Genomic DNA, 14722 nt, shown 5'->3' with positions numbered 1-14722 from the left:
ATGCGATACCGAAAACTCGATGCTGAAGGCGACTACGTCTTCGGCGGGGGCGCGGCCGACTTCCTCGTGAATACTCCCGAGACGGTCGCGCAGGCTGTGTTGACACGCCTGCGCCTGCTGCGCGGCGAATGGTTCCTGGACAAGACGGCTGGCATGCCGTGGGACACCGACGTGCTCGGCAAGTACACGAGCGGCAAGTACGACGCGGCAATCCGCCAGTGCATCCTCGGCACGCAAGGCGTGACTGAGCTGACGAGCTATTCGAGCACAGCCGATCCGGAGACGCGTGTGCTGACCGTCACCGCGACGATCAACACCATCTACGGCACCACCACGGTACAGGCGACATTGTGACTATCACGACTCTCGCACCCACTATCGACGCGAACGGCATCACCGCGCCGACGTACGCGGATGTGTTCGCGTTCCTGCAGGACCAGTACCGCTCTATCTACGGCGCAGACACGTACCTGGAACCGGACAGCCAGGACGGCCAGCTGCTCGGCGTGTTCGCGAAGGCGATTAACGATGTCAACTCGGTTGCGATCGCGATCTACCGGTCGTTCAGCCCGGCGACAGCGCAGGGCGACGCGCTGTCGAGCAACGTCAAGATCAACGGCATTGCGCGGAAGGTCGCGTCGTATTCGAGCGCCGACCTGGTACTGGTCGGGCAGGCTGGCAAGTCGATCACAAACGGAGCGGCGAAGGACGCGAACGGCGTGCAGTGGCTGCTGCCGGCCACGGTGACGATCCCGCCGAGCGGGACGATCACGGTGACGGCTACATGCGCGAACATCGGCGACGTATCCGCGCGCGCGGGCACGATCAACCAGATCGCGACGCCGGCGCTCGGCTGGCAGTCGGTGACGAACCCGGCGGATGCCGCCGAGGGTGCGCCCGTCGAATCCGACGCAGCGCTGCGCCAGCGGCAGACGGTTTCGACGGCGCTGCCATCGCTCACCGTGCTCGACGGCATCATCGGCGCGGTGGCGAACGTTCCCGGCGTCACGCGATACGTCGCCTATGAAAATGACACGAGCTCGACCGACGCCAACGGCATCCCGTCGCACTCGATTTCGCTCGTCGTCGAGGGTGGCGATGCGACGGCGATCGCGAATGCGATCGCAGCGAAGAAGACGCCAGGAGCTGGAACGTTCGGCACGACCTCGATTGTCGTCACGGACATCTACGGCCGACCGATCACGATCAACTTCTTCCGGCCGGTTGGTGCTCCGACTGGCGCCACCGTCACGATCAAAGCGCTCACCGGCTACACCAGCCAGGCGGGCCAGCAGATTCAGCAGGCTGTGTCGGACTACATCAACGGCGTGCAGATCGGCGGCGGCCTATCTGGCAGCGTCGAATGGGGTGACGCCCTGACCGCGGCGAACAGCGTCGGCGGTGGGGTGACGTTCAAGCTGTCTGGGCTGACGCTCGCTGGGCCGCGTGGCGCCGGAACTCCGGATGTCGCGCTGCTGTTCAACGAGGCTGCGTCGTGCACGCCGGCGAACGTGACGTTGGTGGTGACCTGATGGCTGACCTGACCGAATACGCCGCGCTGATCACGTCCGAGCACAGCGACAAACCGCGGTTCATGGCGGTGGTGTCGACACTGGTGCAGCCGCTCGTCGACCAGATGAACCTGATCGAGAGCATGCCTGGAAAATTCGACTTGGACGTCGCGGTAGGTGACCAGCTCGACACGATTGGGGTGTGGGTCGGCGTGTCGCGGAAGATCCGCACGCCGCTGACCGGGATCTACTTCTCGTTCGACATCGCGGGCCTCGGCTTCGATCAAGGTACCTGGAAGGGGCCGTTCGATCCTGATACCGGGCTGACCGTGCTGGACGACGACACCTACCGGCTGGTCATCCGCGCGAAGATCGGCGCGAATCACTGGGACGGGACGCTCGAGCAAAGCGCGGCGATCTTGAACAGCATCTTCGACGCGGACACGCACGTCTTCATCGAAGATCACCAGGACATGTCGATGACGATCGGCATTGCCGGCAAAGTTCCGCCGGCCACGTTCCTTGCGCTTCTCTCCGGCGGTTACATCCCCCTGAAGCCCGAAGGCGTTCGCGTCAACTACACGATCGTGACGACCGTCGACGGATCACCTCTGTTCGGATTCGACATGAGCAATCAGCTCGTGGCCGGGTTCGACGTCGGAGCCTGGAGCAGGCCCGTTTAACCACCAATCGCATTGTCTGCAAGCCACCTTCGGGTGGCTTTTTTTTATGCTCGGAGCATTGATGGCAACCAACGACTTTCTCGTGTTCGGTGGGGGCAGTTCCCCGAACGTTATCGATCAGGCGACTTACGCCGCACTCGCGGCTCGGTTGGGAGGTTTTCAGTCTGGTACGGCGCTGTCGGCTCAACTCAACAAGGTGTGGCGCCAGAGCTCGATCATGGCTGCCGTACTTGCGCAATTCACGGCGAACTTCTCCGGCCAGAACTCGGTCGATGACGGTACGATCGCGACGCTTCTGGCTAACCTGCAGTCAGCGATCAATGCAGCGGGGATCACGGCTCCGCAGTTCGATAGCAGCACGAAGCTTGCAACGACCGCCTTCGTTCAGCAGGCGAACGGTAACTTCCAGGCGCGCCAAGTTGTTTACGGCGCCACGTCAATCACCAACGCCGCGAGTGGGTCTTGGATTGAGTGTGCTGGCGTGGGCGGCTATACGATCACGCTCCCGAATCCGTCCGCCACGAATTTGTCTCTCACGTTCTCTAACGTGAGCAATGGTGTTGTCACTCTCGCCACGCCGTCAGCTAACATCTACGATCAGGGAAACTCGGCGACGACGCTCCAGATCGATCAAAACGCAGTGGTGAAGCTGGCCAGCGACGGCAATTGGGTAGTGATCTGCAATTATTCCCCGACGCCAAAGGCGACAACCGCTGCGCAGTTCGACAACTCGACGAAGCTCGCGACGACTGCATTCACGCAGCGAGCTCTCGGTAATTACCGGTCTGCACGAGGATATGTTGGCAACGCTACTCTAAGTGCCATTGACGTTGGGGCAATGATTACTTGGGACGGCAACGGCACGTTGACGTTGCCGGATGCCACAGCCTTTCCCGGCGGATCCGCAATCCGTGTATTCAAGTATGCAGGGCCGATTGCTTCCGTTCTTGCGGCGAATAAAACCGGGCAAATGAACGTGCCTACTAGCGGGGCCGACACCTACACTTTCCCGGTCGGTGTTTTCGGCTTCTTCGAGCTGATTAACGAAAGCAGCATAAAGTGGGATGTGGCGGGAGAGTTGTTCAGCCAATTTGGAACGACGGCTGCCGCCGGAGACAATAGCTCCAGGATCGCAACGACGGCCTTCGTAAAACAGGCCGGCGAGTCGTATTCCAGCATCCAAGGTATTGCCACTACGTCATCATTGAACGGCGGTCACGTGGGGGCATTCATTTGGGCATACGGCGCCGGCATCACGCTTACATTGCCGCCGGTGGCCGGTGTTCCCAACGGCGCGACGATCACGATCGGCACGCCGATCGGCATGACCGTCAAGGGCAATGCATCGGAGAGCATCAACAATCAGTTCGGAGTGACTGCGAATACGCTCGGCCTGAACGCAGGCGAGCAAGCTCAGTTCGTCAGCAACGGCGGCGCGTGGTACCTGTCCAGCTACACGACTGTTCTCGGCACGACTCCAGCCGCCGGCGACAACAGCACGAGGCTCGCGACAACCTCTTTCGCGAACGGAGTGGGCGGTGTGGTCGGCACCACACGCAACGCTCAAATGTCCGTCGCCTCGGCGAGCGCGAGCGCGGCGTTCACGGCGGACGAAATTGTCGTTGAGACGGCACTCGGCGGTGCCCCGATCCGTCTTGCGAACTTCAACAAGACGATCAATCTCGCGGCGACCGGTGCAGGTGGCATGGATACCGGCAGCGCTCCGGCGTCCGGTTACGTTGCGCTGTACGCCATCTACAACCCCACGACGGGCACATCGGCGCTGCTGGCGACTAACTGCACGGGCTCGGTTGCGTCTAGCGTCTACAGCGCGGGGAGCATGCCGGCCGGCTACACGGCGAGCTCACTGGTTAGCGTGTGGCCGACAAATGGCAGCGGACAGTTCATCAAAGCGCTTCAGCGAGACAGGCGGCTTGATTTCCAGCGCACGACGGCGGCGACGTCAACCAGCCAAGTGCCCGAATTCGCGGCTGTCTCGGTGTCGTCGATCATCCCGAAGAATGCGGTTTCGTGCTCAGGGTGGCTTCAGGTGACGTGCCAAGCTTCGTCGTCATCGCAGCCGGCATTTAACGCAGCCACTAGCGTGGCCTCTGATTCGACAGGTTTGGGGGATCAGCAATTCGCGACGGCCAACGCGAGTACGAACATCTATACGTACGTCAGCATGTTCCGAGACGTCCCGGTCCTGACAGCTCAGACGCTCTATTGGGCCTCTACCATCGGCGGCGGCACGTTCAACAGCGGCAGTTTCATGATCTCTGGGTATAGCTTCTAACCATGACGACACTCAATGTGCAGTTTTCCGACTCGACCGAGTCCACGATCATTTCGTATTTCGACAGTCCGCAGGATTCCGATCAGTATGAAAATTTCGGTACTGTCGATACGGATGACAAGCGATGGGCGACGTTCTATGCGAAGGCAGGAGGAGCGCAGTGCGGTCTTCCGCCTCCGACCGAGGCCGAGGCATCTGTCTAGCCTTGCTGGGGCGCCGTGGCTTGGCTACGGCAGCCCAAAACTCTTCTCATCAAGCTCTTGCCGGGGAGTTCGATCGTGCGGTAGGTCATCCACGAGAGCACGATGGTTGCCGCCACAAAGCCAACGAAAAAGATGCGACTGCTATACGGCAACGCGTGACCGGATGCGACGCTGAAGACATGGGTGGCAAGTTGCAACGGAAAGTGCACCAGATATATCGAGTATGAGATGGTGCCGAGAAAAACGAGGGGCGGGAGTTTCAGCAGCTTGTTGACGGCGCTCCCCCTCATTGCTCCAACAATCAGCGTAGGGAAGCAAATCAGCGTAACTGCAAGGTCGAGAGTGCTCGAAAATCTGGCGCTGGAACAGTAGAGAAGGAAGCTTGCAATTGACGCAAGGGCGAGGGCGTCGTAGGCAACTTTCGGAATCGAGATGCTGTCGAGCGTGGTGTTAACGCGAAGTAGTCCGACACCGATACAGAATCCGAACGTTGCCCTGAAGATGTCGTTACTCAAGCCGAAGAATTTTGCGTTACTCATTAGGCCGTTGTGCGATATGGCAGCGACCGCGATCCCGAATCCCGCGACCAAGAGTGCGATCGATGCCTTTCTCCGGAGGGTGATGACGGCTAAGAAAACCACGTTTACAACGAATTCTGCTGAGATCGACCACGACGGCGCATTGAACGAAAAGCCTCGTTCCAGCCCGGTTCTGTTGAGGAGCAAGAGATTGAGAACGAATTCGCGTTTGCCGTTGATTGTGTAGATGAACGGAGACGAGTTGAGTCGATGCACCAGTACCCATTGCAATATCGCCACGAGGCAGAGCATGGCGATGTGCAGCGGATACAAGCGCGCGATCCGGTCGCGAAAGTTCGAGGAAAAATTCGACGAGCGCCGATCGGTCCAGTAGGTTCGAGCGAGCACGAAGCCGGAAAGCACGAAGAAAAAATCGACGAGTAGGAGCCCATGGCCGTAGAACGGGGCCATCAGGACAGGGAACGGCGACGCTTGAAAATGGTTTGTGTAGTGCCAGGCGATCACGCCGATTGCGGCTAATCCCCTGAGGCTGTCCAGTTCGTGCAGCCGTTCGTTTCTGTTCATCTCGCTATGGCCCTGTGTCGAATTTGCCGGATTGTATCCGAGATGGGTTTTAGGGCGTTGTGATCGTCAGTGTATGAAGAGACTAGTACCAGCCGCCTCGGGCGGCTTTTTCATTTCGGGGACTCGATGAAGAACGATCTCGCGGTGAGCGCAGCAAAGGCAGCGCCGGCGGTGGGAAGCAACTTCTGGCTGTGGCTGACCGGCCACGACATCAACTGGTGGGTAGCCGTCGCGACGATCGCGTACATCGGGCTGCAGGCGTACTACCTGGTCAAGAACAAAGGGAAGAGGGCATTGCTCGATGGCTAACGTACCGAAGAAGACACTCGCGGGTGTTGTGGGGGCTGCTGCGGCAGCCCTTCTTTTTTCCATCGTCCCGAAATTCGAGGGGCTCGAGCTGGTCGCGCGGCCGGACCCGATCGGGATCATCACGGCGTGCAACGGCGACACGAAGGACGTGCGCGCCGGCCAGCGCTTCACGCCGGAGGAGTGCCGCGCGCGCCTCGAGCAACGGCTCATCGAGCACGCCGAACCGGTGTTGAAGTGCACGCCGGTCTTGAAGGGGCACACGTACCAGCTCGCGGCCGCTGTGAGCTTCGCCTACAACGTCGGCACGGGCGCGTACTGCGGTAGCACGACGGCGAAGCGGTTCAACGCCGGCGACTGGAAGGGGGCGTGCCGCGCGTTGAACGAGGCCGACAACGGGCGGCCGCAGTGGGTAACCGCCGGCGGCCGCGTACTGCCGGGTCTGGTGAAACGGCGCGCTGAAGAGCGTGCACTTTGCGAGCGCGGCCTATGACGACCACGAAGACTCACGAAACGCGGCGGACGTTGTCCGAGGACGTGTTCTATCCGGACCACGAGCCGCGGACCGAGTCGCCGACATTCCGCGCGAGCAAGCACGCGATGAAGGCGGCCGGCGGCTACGTCTGCGCGGTATGCGGCGACGACCAGGCTGTCGAGTCGCACCACCGGTTCTTCGAGTGGGCGTTCTCGCACGCGATCGACTGGAAGTGGATCCGCGGCGTCGCGCTGAACCAGATCGACACGATGTTCAGCCACAAGCTACGGCGCATCGTGCCGATCCCGTGCCAGCACCCGGTCTGGGACGTGATCCGGTTGACGCAGGGCTTCGACTGGGAGGCGTTCGACCCGACCCGGCCGGAGGCATTCGTCGACTCGACCTACAACCAACTGCTGCTGTGCGCACTCCATCACCGGGGTAAGGATCACGGCCGGCACGAGGAAAGCGATCCGGTCTGGAGCGTGCAGGCGTTCCTGCTGCCGGACTTCGTCTACTCGCCGGACGAGTTGAAGCAGTTGCACGCGAAGGAGCTGAAATGATCTTCCTGAAATCCGCTTGGCCGTATCTACTGGCCGCGCTACTCGGCGCAGCGGCCGGCGTGTACGGCGAGCACCTGATCAGCGCGCGAGAGATCGCGGACATGAAGGCTGACGCCGCGAAGGTTCAAGCGAAGGCAGTGGACGCCGCGCGCGCCGAGGAACAACGCCGCACTGCGGCCCAATCGGAGATCGCAAACGATGCGAACAAACAACGAACGGCGGCACTTGGCGATGCTTTTGCTGCTCGCGCTGCCGCTGGCAGCCTGCAGCAGCGCGTCGACCAGCTCGTCGCCGCCGCCCGCCATCCCGCCGTTGCCACCGGAAGCCCGGCAACCGGCGACGCCCTCGATCTGCTTGCCGACGTGCTCGGCCGCGCTGACCAGCGCGCGGGCGAGCTGGCAGAGTACGCTGACCGTGCCCGCATCGCCGGCCAGCAGTGCGAGCGCGACTACGACGCGCTGACGGCGACTGTGAAATAGCGCTGCTTGAGCCGGTCACATAATCCGTGCGCGGCGCATTTCCTCGCGCAGTAGATGGAACAGCTTCCTGAATGGCCCGAACGAGCCGTCCAACTCGCCTCGGTCCTTCGTCGATCGCTCGGTGCACTCCCACCAGTCCATGATCGCTTGGAGCGACTTCCGGAGCGCGACGATCTCGAGGATGAGGCGCCTGATCTCGGGATCTCGATGCGTGTGCCATAGCTCGCGCAGCTCAGTATCATTCGGCGCGTCAAATTTCGGCATCTTTGGCAGGCGCTTGACGTTCGGGTCGACGAGTCGAACAACGTTGCGATCCACTTTCGTTTCCTCAAGCGGGTGCGCATCGCACTCGTCAAGGAACTGCCCTGTGAGTTGCTGGAATTCTCCGGCCGTCACCGGAACGTACGTGCGCCGGCGCTCGCCCGATTCGAGATCCGTGTACTCCCAGGTATAGGCCCAGCGCGGTTTCATGATGCGACATAAGACTGTATGGATATACAGTGTATCGCGGGGTAAGATGGGCGCGTCAAGCTTAAAAATAGGGGACGGCCGATGTGCACCAGATACCGCGCGCCGCATGAGGACTACGAGATCCGCGAACTGAGGATTCAACCTTTCAGCGACCTGTACCGGGACTTCCCATGGAAGCCGGAGGTCTATCCGGACTATCTCGGGCCGATCGTCGCGAACATCGACGGAAAGCTCAGGCCATTGGTGGCCGGATTCGGCTTCTGGCCGAGCGCGCTGCAGAAAGCCAACATCGAGAAGGCGAAAGAGCAGGGCCGGAAACCTCCAATGATGCGCAGCACCATGAACGTGCGCGACGACAATCTCGGGAAATCACCTCTGTACGGACCAGCCTGGCGCGCCGGCCGTCGCTGCCTGATCCCGGCCGACTGGATCTACGAGCCGTGCTATGAGACGGGGAAGAACGTTTGGCACCGGATTGGGCTGGTCGGCTGGCGGCCGCTGTGCGTCGCGGGCATCTGGCGGACTCTGGCCGGCCCGGACAGCGCGGAGCATCATACGATGTCCATGATCACGGTCAACGGTGAGGGGCACCCGATCTTTTCGCGCATGCACAAGCCGGGCGACGAAAAGCGGGCTGTCGTGATCCTGCGGCCGGAGGACTGGGAGGAATGGCTGACGACGTCGAACGTCGAAGCCGCGCGGGCGATGCTTCAGCTATATCCGGCTGATGAAATGGCTGCAGAGCCCGCGAGGCTGAGCACGACATAGGCGCACGCGGACTGGTTCCTCAAGGATTTATAGACCGAACAGCGGGAGATGTTAAATTACGCACCAGATGTTGGGCGGATGGACCGGAACCCGTTGGGTTTCGTACGAGAGGACCTAGTCCGTGTAGAATCCCGCGGACCTGCGGTGCCGCTGGATGGAACATGTCGGCATCTATTCGAAGTGACTGTAAGCTTAAAAGATCTCAATGCGGCGACTACTTTCCATATCTGCCAAGAACTTCAAGAGTCTGCACGAGGTCAATGTGCAACTGCAAGATCTCAGCGTTCTCGTCGGTCCCAATGGTGCAGGGAAAACAAATCTGCTGAGAGTCATCGAATTTCTGGGAGATACAGCCCGTCTTGACTTGGTTCCAGCTATCTCACGACACGGAGGGTTCGACAACGTCCGTTTCCGTGGCGCACCGTTGAAGAGGGGGGGCGCTCATCGCGTTACTCTGACGGTTGAGGCTATGGTCACTCAATATGCGTCGGAGCAAGCGCCGGACAAGTATACGTTGTCTTTTTGGGAGGCGGCGGTACGGATGCGACGCCATTCAAAGAATGGTGAAAGCGATACGGTGCGTTATACGGCGCGAGAAGAGGAATTCGTATTTAAACGCACGAGTGGACGCGGTCGTCGAATTACTGTTAGCGGGGAATCCGTAGCAATTAACGAGTTTATGAAGGGCGATGGGAGTGAATCCAAAAAGCTGGCCATGTCCAAGCAGTCGGCCGCATTGTCCACACTTCGACGCTTGTCCCCAAAAGAGGGCGCAACACAAGTTGGTCAAGTAGCCGCCCTCTTCGAAAGTTTCCGCGTATTTGAAGTCGACGTTAGCGAGGCAAGGAAACCGCAGCCGGTTAGTATTAGCGACGACCACGCACTGGAGAGCGACCGTGTTGTCTTGGCAAGCAATGCTAGCAACGTTGCGACATTTCTTGCTTACCTTGACAAGCAACATCGTGAAATATTCGAAGCGATTGAGCGAGACTTGTCTCGTGTATCTCCCAATATCAAACGATTGATAGTGAAGGAGAAGGGGCTAGGATCTAGCGAAGGCACCGTTATTGAAATCGAAGAGCGCGGGCTGCCAGGGACGACTCCATTTTCTGAGGCTTCATTTGGGACCGTTCGTGCCGTGGCTCTGCTAGCCATGCTTCATGACCCCGATCCGCCAATGCTGACTTGTGTGGAGGAGATTGATCACGGTCTGCATCCACATGCGCTAGACATCATTGTCGAGCGTATGCGCGCTGCTTCTTCCAGAACGCAATTGCTCGTTGCTACTCATTCACCTGCGCTCGTAAATCGCTTGAAACCATCGGAATTGATTGTCTGCGAACGAGACTTAGAGAACGGTGGATCGCTCATTCCGGTTATCGACTCGCGAGATGTCGCCGAGATGGTTGAGCAGACAGATCTCCTCCCCGGAGAGTTGTGGTTTTCTGGGGCGCTCGGTGGTGGACTATCTTAATTAGAATAAGTTTCAACGGGGACCAATGTGGCTGGAAAGCAAGGAAAGCAAGGAAAGCGTGCGCAGAAGGTGCTCCCGCGCGCCATTCTTGTGTTCGGAGAAGACGACAATGATCGCGAGTGTGTTCGGCATTTGGTCGAGGCAATTTGGCCAGAAGTTCCCGCAATCAAACCGCGCAGAGCGCCCCTGATTCTTCAAAAGGGAAAGAATGAAGCGGAGCATCGAAAGAATGCACACGCGGTGGCTGATGTTGTTAAGGCATCCAACGTCACGCTAGATGTTGTCGCGGTTATGGCACACCAAGATTGCGATGCCGTGGAACCCGCGCATGAGCCTCTCAGCAAGCAAATTGAGCGCGAATTGACAGCTGCCGGCGTTCCATTGGCATGTGCAGTAACTCCCGCATGGGAGTTTGAATCCTGGTGGTATCTTTGGCCTGATGCAGTCGCTAGTGTTAATGCAAGATGGCGACGTCTGACTCGAACTGGTCAGGAGGTTGGCCTCATCGTTAACGCAAAAGAGACGCTGCGAGGCGAGTTACGTCCACGACCCAAAGACAAGCCAACCGCCGACTATTCAGAAAGTGATGGTCCTAGGATTGCCTCAGCTGTTCGTGAAGGAATGCATATTAATTCCCTAAAGGCGAAATCGGCGTCGTTCTCCGCATTTCGAGAGAGGGTGTTGGAGATAAAGGCGAATATTGAAGCCAAAGCGGCTTAGGTATTCCTGATGGGCGAAAAGTTGGTTGATTTTTATCTTGCTTAAGTTGAGTGATGGCGAGTACTTGACGTGGCGATATTAATTCTGTAAATTCGCTGCTACGGATGTCGAGTTGCCGCCAGCTCGACATCCTCGGTCCACCAATTCCAAGAATCGGCTTACGGAGAGTGACCCCGGTGCAGTAAGCACTCAACATGCGGCGGTACGTTGCGACAAGCAGAAGAGCCGTTGTCACAGCGTAGTTCAGCAAAAAAGGAAGTTCGGTAGTAAGAAGCAGCGAGTAGTTCATAAGAAGGCTCCAAAACATATCGCAATTAATTTCGATATGTCCGTGCAATAAATTAACTTGGAGAATTCAATATGAAGAAATCTACTCTGAAGTACATGGTTCAATTCGCCATGGTTAGTATTGTTGTGAAAGCGACAATTGTGGTTCATCTGAACGCAAGTGTGAGTGTGGCTCCGTAAGCCGATTCCCAAGAAAAGCCCGGTAGATGCCGGGCTTTTTCTTTTTGCATCGTCCGAACTATCCCCAGTTCTTTCTCCAGCCCACTTGAAGGGGGGGCGGGCCGCAAGGGCGTCATGATCCTCAAGGGCCAAGGCGCAAGCTCAATGTTCGACGAGATTACGCACAGGATGGATCTCGAGCCTCCGGCGCCAACTGCTCGAGTCATCCCAGTTTGGCTGAGAGGTGGTCAAGATTTGTGGAAGATGTAGACAAAGCCCTAGGCGACATAATGTGCTCGCGACCGTGCATATTCCAAAGTCTCACGGCAACCTATTGAAATATATAGGAAATGGTTAAGGATTGTGATTCCTGTCGTCGTGGGTTCGAGTCCCATCAGCCACCCCACAGAATTCCAAGCAGTATCAAGTTGTTAAAAACGGCACTGTCCCAAAAGACAGTGCCGTTTTTGTTTTGGCATTCCACAAAATGGAATTCCAAGCGCTTTCCGATTTTGTTTCGGTCGTACACCGTCCGGTTGTCGCCGGGTTCGCATGCAGGTCGGGCAGGGCGCCGCGCTCGCTCTGATGTCGGGGCGTAATATGCGCGCAAGTCATGGAATGCGAATCGACCGGCAATGACCTTCGCCTCGATCGTTTCGCTCATCAACTTCCCTCGGCATCCCTTGAATCCGTCGCGCGTGTAGTGCGTGCCGCAAGCGCCGGCGTGATCTCGAACTGCTCAATTACCTTGCGGCGCATCTTCCGGCGCTGCATTGCGCGCTTCACGCGAATGTGACCGGCCTTGCGGTTGCGCGAGGTCGAGGCATTCGATCTTGCGGTTTCAGGCGAGCGGAGCATTCGAACGCAGGGCGATTTCGCGGATCGCGCACTTGGGCGCTCCCTTCGATTCCTTCCCTGGATAGCAGGCGCGAGGCGATGCACGTCGCGCTCGATAGCTCGAACGGGGTAACAGTGGTGCGAGTGTCGACCGGCTAGACGAGTGCCTTCGATCGACGCAAGGTGGTCGAGACGCGGAAACGCCCCTTCAACGTTGGATATACCGCAACCGCCTCCGCTACGAGTGCCGTTCCCGCGATGACTGATTTGGCTGGCCTATGACAAACGCCCAGTGTATTTTTTTGCCGGGCGTGATTGAATATGTGCTGACAGGACGGACACACCGTCAATAAAAAGCATGGCCGGGGAAAATATGAGAACGAGAGTATTGGGGGCGTTTGCAATTGCTTGGATACTGACGGGTGTCATGTTTGCTGTCGATTTCGCGACCATGGGCCGATTTGGGCTGTCCCTCATTCACGAGTGGTATCCGCAATCGGTCGAGACGTGCGGCATGACGCTACTGATCTGCGGTGTCTTGGTCGGCATCGGACGTATCCCGCGCTATCGGGAAATTGCCGAAAAACTTCGTTGTCGGGATATCGCGCTCTCGGTCCTTTGCTTTCGGACCGTCACGATGAATGCGCAGGCGGCAGTGATTGCGACGTATATCGGGGCAGCCGTCAACCGTCCCGAGATCCAGGATGCGCTTCTGGCATGGGAGCAATCATTCGGATTCGATTGGCTGAAAAGCTACCAATGGGTCGTGCGTTACGAGGTTATTCAGCAAGTACTTGTGTTTGCATATAAAACCATTTCATATCAGATGGTTCTGTTGTGCTTTTTATTCGGACTGTTGCGCCGAAAGCAAGAGCTTTGCGAGATGATGCTGATATTCGTGATTTCGCTGATATTCGTCGTTGCGATTTCGACGTGGTATCCGGCGGCGAGTGCATTCCCGTACTTCGGTATTAGCGATTCCGGGCCGGCGTCTCACCTTTCCGATTATTTCAGTGCGAGAAGTGGGGCGCCCATCGTGATGAATCCCATGGCGATGCAGGGAATCGTTTCGTTACCGTCATTTCATGCAGTCGTCGCGGTAATGTTGATCTACGTCACACGTAATCTTCGCTTCATTTTTCCCGTCGCGCTCGCGCTCAATTCGGTCATGCTGGTATCGACGTTCTCGGTTGGTGGCCATTACCTGGCAGATATCGGTGCCGGCGTGATCGTGGGCATCGTCACGATATGGCTGGTGCGTCGCTGGTTCTTGGGATATGAAATCGCGCGGCGACCGCTCCTGACGGGACGCTGAATCAACCTTTCCACCGTCTGCATGCTTACTCCACGCGCTGAAGCTGACACGGGCTGGTATCTGCGCGTCGAATTTCTTCTTCCATCAAAGCGTAGTCAGCGATATCTGGACAGAACTCGTCGTCACCGATCAACCACATTGCTCGCGATCCCCGCCTGAACCGTTCGAGTGTTTCGAAAAACCACCCACGACCACAAAGCGCCACCCGCGACCTTTGCGACGAACTGCAATGCGGCGATCGTCGGAAACACTGCCCCGAACGCAATCAGCGGAAAGACGATGGAGTCGACAGCAGCACCCGCGACGTTCGCACCGTTGGCGCGCGCCAGTATCGGAAAGCGACGTGCGAGTTGGAACACGATTGCACTTGCTACGGCCGCCGAACCGAACGCCACGAGAGACGCGAGGGCGATTTCCTTGGCAGCCGGATTGAGCGCGTAACTGACAACGCCAGCGGCCGCGATCAACGCAAGCATCCTTGACCAAAGCGCGCGGCCGCGCCAGTCCAGATGGAGTCGGTCTCGAATCGCGAGATCGAGTCCGATCAGAAAGAACGCAATGATCGGTGTAGCAGCTGGTCCGAAATGAGCGACCATCAGGTTCGCGACAGCGACTGCTGCGATATAGATCAAGACGTACATGATTCCCCTGCAATGAAGAGTGCGCGCTGCGTCGATTCGGAGCCGAAGTTTGCCATACATGGCCGATTGAACGGAGTGGTGCTTTGCTACGAGCGAGCCGGGTGGAGCTTCGCACGGCTCGCGGTCGGCCAGCGTTGCGGGCGACAGGATATCGTCACCGGGTCGCCGGTTTTCATCAATGGATCTTCGACACGGGATTGGATGGCCGTATCCCGCCGACATGATGTTGCGAGTTTCCTGTCCCAGCTAAGGTTCTTGCGCCCCGTGCCGTTATCTTCCATGGACAGCCCTCGTGCCTCGAATGCTGATCCGTTTTCTTGCCTGCTCGCGTTCCGCGTGAGCAGGCTTTTTTCGTTTACGGCCGCGCTTTGCGCATGAATGGCGGAATGGGACAGGGACTTGGCGTGAACCGACGGCGCGCAACAGTCTT

At 58.4% G+C, this 14722-nt stretch carries 17 protein-coding genes; 13 read left to right on the top strand and 4 right to left on the bottom strand.

Going from position 1 to position 14722, the window contains the following annotated elements:
• From QZM35_RS12255 to QZM35_RS12235, 5 genes are all read left to right on the top strand, one after another.
• Nucleotides 1–354, top strand: coding sequence for a hypothetical protein (locus QZM35_RS12255; RefSeq protein ID WP_301775993.1), 354 nt, complete (start codon nucleotides 1–3; stop codon nucleotides 352–354).
• Entirely contained in the window at nucleotides 351–1532 is a 1182-nt protein-coding gene (locus QZM35_RS12250; RefSeq protein WP_301775992.1) for a baseplate J/gp47 family protein, read from the top strand. Before QZM35_RS12255 ends, QZM35_RS12250 begins: the two co-directional genes overlap by 4 nt.
• Entirely contained in the window at nucleotides 1532–2194 is a 663-nt protein-coding gene (locus tag QZM35_RS12245; protein WP_301775991.1) for a DUF2612 domain-containing protein, read from the top strand. The genes QZM35_RS12250 and QZM35_RS12245 overlap by 1 nt, the downstream gene beginning before the upstream one ends.
• A 61-nt stretch (nucleotides 2195–2255) precedes the next feature.
• Complete coding sequence (locus QZM35_RS12240; protein ID WP_301775990.1) at nucleotides 2256–4490, top strand: hypothetical protein; 2235 nt, start codon at nucleotides 2256–2258, stop codon at nucleotides 4488–4490.
• Nucleotides 4491–4492: 2 nt separating this feature from the next.
• A complete protein-coding gene (locus tag QZM35_RS12235) occupies nucleotides 4493–4693 on the top strand; it encodes a hypothetical protein (RefSeq protein WP_301775989.1) in 201 nt (66 codons plus the stop codon).
• Here QZM35_RS12235 and QZM35_RS12230 read toward each other — a convergent pair.
• Nucleotides 4690–5796 carry an acyltransferase gene (locus QZM35_RS12230; protein WP_301775988.1) on the bottom strand — a complete coding sequence of 369 codons (1107 nt, stop codon included), beginning with the start codon at nucleotides 5794–5796 and terminating at the stop codon, nucleotides 4690–4692. The two genes, QZM35_RS12235 and QZM35_RS12230, sit on opposite strands and share 4 nt — an antisense overlap.
• Before the next feature lie 126 nt (nucleotides 5797–5922).
• Between QZM35_RS12230 and QZM35_RS12225 the strand changes: the two genes are divergently transcribed.
• From QZM35_RS12225 to QZM35_RS12210, 4 genes are read left to right on the top strand one after another with little or no spacing between them, the layout of a single operon-like run.
• On the top strand, nucleotides 5923–6105 hold the full coding sequence (locus QZM35_RS12225; RefSeq protein ID WP_006495243.1) for a hypothetical protein: 183 nt from the start codon (nucleotides 5923–5925) through the stop codon (nucleotides 6103–6105).
• On the top strand, nucleotides 6098–6595 hold the full coding sequence (locus QZM35_RS12220) for a lysozyme (protein ID WP_301775987.1): 498 nt from the start codon (nucleotides 6098–6100) through the stop codon (nucleotides 6593–6595). Before QZM35_RS12225 ends, QZM35_RS12220 begins: the two co-directional genes overlap by 8 nt.
• Nucleotides 6592–7140, top strand: a complete 549-nt coding sequence (locus tag QZM35_RS12215) for a hypothetical protein (protein WP_301775986.1) — start codon at nucleotides 6592–6594, stop codon at nucleotides 7138–7140. The genes QZM35_RS12220 and QZM35_RS12215 overlap by 4 nt, the downstream gene beginning before the upstream one ends.
• Nucleotides 7137–7619, top strand: coding sequence for a DUF2514 family protein (locus tag QZM35_RS12210; protein ID WP_301775985.1), 483 nt, complete (start codon nucleotides 7137–7139; stop codon nucleotides 7617–7619). The genes QZM35_RS12215 and QZM35_RS12210 overlap by 4 nt, the downstream gene beginning before the upstream one ends.
• 15 nt (nucleotides 7620–7634) lie before the next feature.
• Here the strand turns inward: QZM35_RS12210 and QZM35_RS12205 are convergent, their stop codons facing one another.
• Nucleotides 7635–8090, bottom strand: coding sequence for a hypothetical protein (locus QZM35_RS12205; protein WP_301775984.1), 456 nt, complete (start codon nucleotides 8088–8090; stop codon nucleotides 7635–7637).
• 81 nt (nucleotides 8091–8171) lie between these two features.
• Here QZM35_RS12205 and QZM35_RS12200 point away from each other — a divergent pair, with 81 nt between their 5' ends.
• The 3 genes from QZM35_RS12200 to QZM35_RS12190 all read left to right on the top strand — a co-directional run bounded on the left by QZM35_RS12200 (nucleotide 8172) and on the right by QZM35_RS12190 (nucleotide 11052).
• Nucleotides 8172–8858, top strand: coding sequence for an SOS response-associated peptidase (locus QZM35_RS12200; protein WP_301775983.1), 687 nt, complete (start codon nucleotides 8172–8174; stop codon nucleotides 8856–8858).
• Nucleotides 8859–9063: 205 nt separating this feature from the next.
• A complete protein-coding gene (locus QZM35_RS12195; RefSeq protein WP_301775982.1) occupies nucleotides 9064–10332 on the top strand; it encodes an AAA family ATPase in 1269 nt (422 codons plus the stop codon).
• A 27-nt stretch (nucleotides 10333–10359) separates the two neighbouring features.
• Nucleotides 10360–11052, top strand: coding sequence for a hypothetical protein (locus tag QZM35_RS12190; RefSeq protein WP_301775981.1), 693 nt, complete (start codon nucleotides 10360–10362; stop codon nucleotides 11050–11052).
• Nucleotides 11053–11893: 841 nt separating this feature from the next.
• Here QZM35_RS12190 and QZM35_RS12185 read toward each other — a convergent pair.
• Nucleotides 11894–12163, bottom strand: coding sequence for a hypothetical protein (locus tag QZM35_RS12185; protein ID WP_301775980.1), 270 nt, complete (start codon nucleotides 12161–12163; stop codon nucleotides 11894–11896).
• Nucleotides 12164–12763: 600 nt separating this feature from the next.
• Here QZM35_RS12185 and QZM35_RS12180 point away from each other — a divergent pair.
• Nucleotides 12764–13651, top strand: coding sequence for a phosphatase PAP2 family protein (locus QZM35_RS12180; protein ID WP_174974602.1), 888 nt, complete (start codon nucleotides 12764–12766; stop codon nucleotides 13649–13651).
• A gap of 122 nt (nucleotides 13652–13773) precedes the next feature.
• Here the strand turns inward: QZM35_RS12180 and QZM35_RS12175 are convergent, their stop codons facing one another.
• Complete coding sequence (locus tag QZM35_RS12175; RefSeq protein WP_089425329.1) at nucleotides 13774–14292, bottom strand: VUT family protein; 519 nt, start codon at nucleotides 14290–14292, stop codon at nucleotides 13774–13776.
• Between the last annotated feature and the right edge of the window lie 430 nt (nucleotides 14293–14722).

It is taken from the genome of Burkholderia sp. AU45274, assembly GCF_030482505.1.
Classification (GTDB): Bacteria; Pseudomonadota; Gammaproteobacteria; order Burkholderiales; family Burkholderiaceae; genus Burkholderia.
The sequence above is the reverse complement of the archived record's forward strand: the minus strand, read 5'-3'. Positions and strand labels throughout refer to the sequence as shown.

Coding starts and splice junctions, on each gene's coding strand:
- QZM35_RS12255 (WP_301775993.1), top strand. CDS start 1: ATGCGATACCGAAAACTCGATGCTGAAGGCGACTACGTCTTCGGCGGG.
- QZM35_RS12245 (WP_301775991.1), top strand. CDS start 1,532: ATGGCTGACCTGACCGAATACGCCGCGCTGATCACGTCCGAGCACAGC.
- QZM35_RS12240 (WP_301775990.1), top strand. CDS start 2,256: ATGGCAACCAACGACTTTCTCGTGTTCGGTGGGGGCAGTTCCCCGAAC.
- QZM35_RS12235 (WP_301775989.1), top strand. CDS start 4,493: ATGACGACACTCAATGTGCAGTTTTCCGACTCGACCGAGTCCACGATC.
- QZM35_RS12230 (WP_301775988.1), bottom strand. CDS start 5,796: ATGAACAGAAACGAACGGCTGCACGAACTGGACAGCCTCAGGGGATTA.
- QZM35_RS12225 (WP_006495243.1), top strand. CDS start 5,923: ATGAAGAACGATCTCGCGGTGAGCGCAGCAAAGGCAGCGCCGGCGGTG.
- QZM35_RS12220 (WP_301775987.1), top strand. CDS start 6,098: ATGGCTAACGTACCGAAGAAGACACTCGCGGGTGTTGTGGGGGCTGCT.
- QZM35_RS12215 (WP_301775986.1), top strand. CDS start 6,592: ATGACGACCACGAAGACTCACGAAACGCGGCGGACGTTGTCCGAGGAC.
- QZM35_RS12210 (WP_301775985.1), top strand. CDS start 7,137: ATGATCTTCCTGAAATCCGCTTGGCCGTATCTACTGGCCGCGCTACTC.
- QZM35_RS12205 (WP_301775984.1), bottom strand. CDS start 8,090: ATGAAACCGCGCTGGGCCTATACCTGGGAGTACACGGATCTCGAATCG.
- QZM35_RS12200 (WP_301775983.1), top strand. CDS start 8,172: ATGTGCACCAGATACCGCGCGCCGCATGAGGACTACGAGATCCGCGAA.
- QZM35_RS12195 (WP_301775982.1), top strand. CDS start 9,064: ATGCGGCGACTACTTTCCATATCTGCCAAGAACTTCAAGAGTCTGCAC.
- QZM35_RS12185 (WP_301775980.1), bottom strand. CDS start 12,163: ATGAGCGAAACGATCGAGGCGAAGGTCATTGCCGGTCGATTCGCATTC.
- QZM35_RS12180 (WP_174974602.1), top strand. CDS start 12,764: ATGTTTGCTGTCGATTTCGCGACCATGGGCCGATTTGGGCTGTCCCTC.
- QZM35_RS12175 (WP_089425329.1), bottom strand. CDS start 14,292: ATGTACGTCTTGATCTATATCGCAGCAGTCGCTGTCGCGAACCTGATG.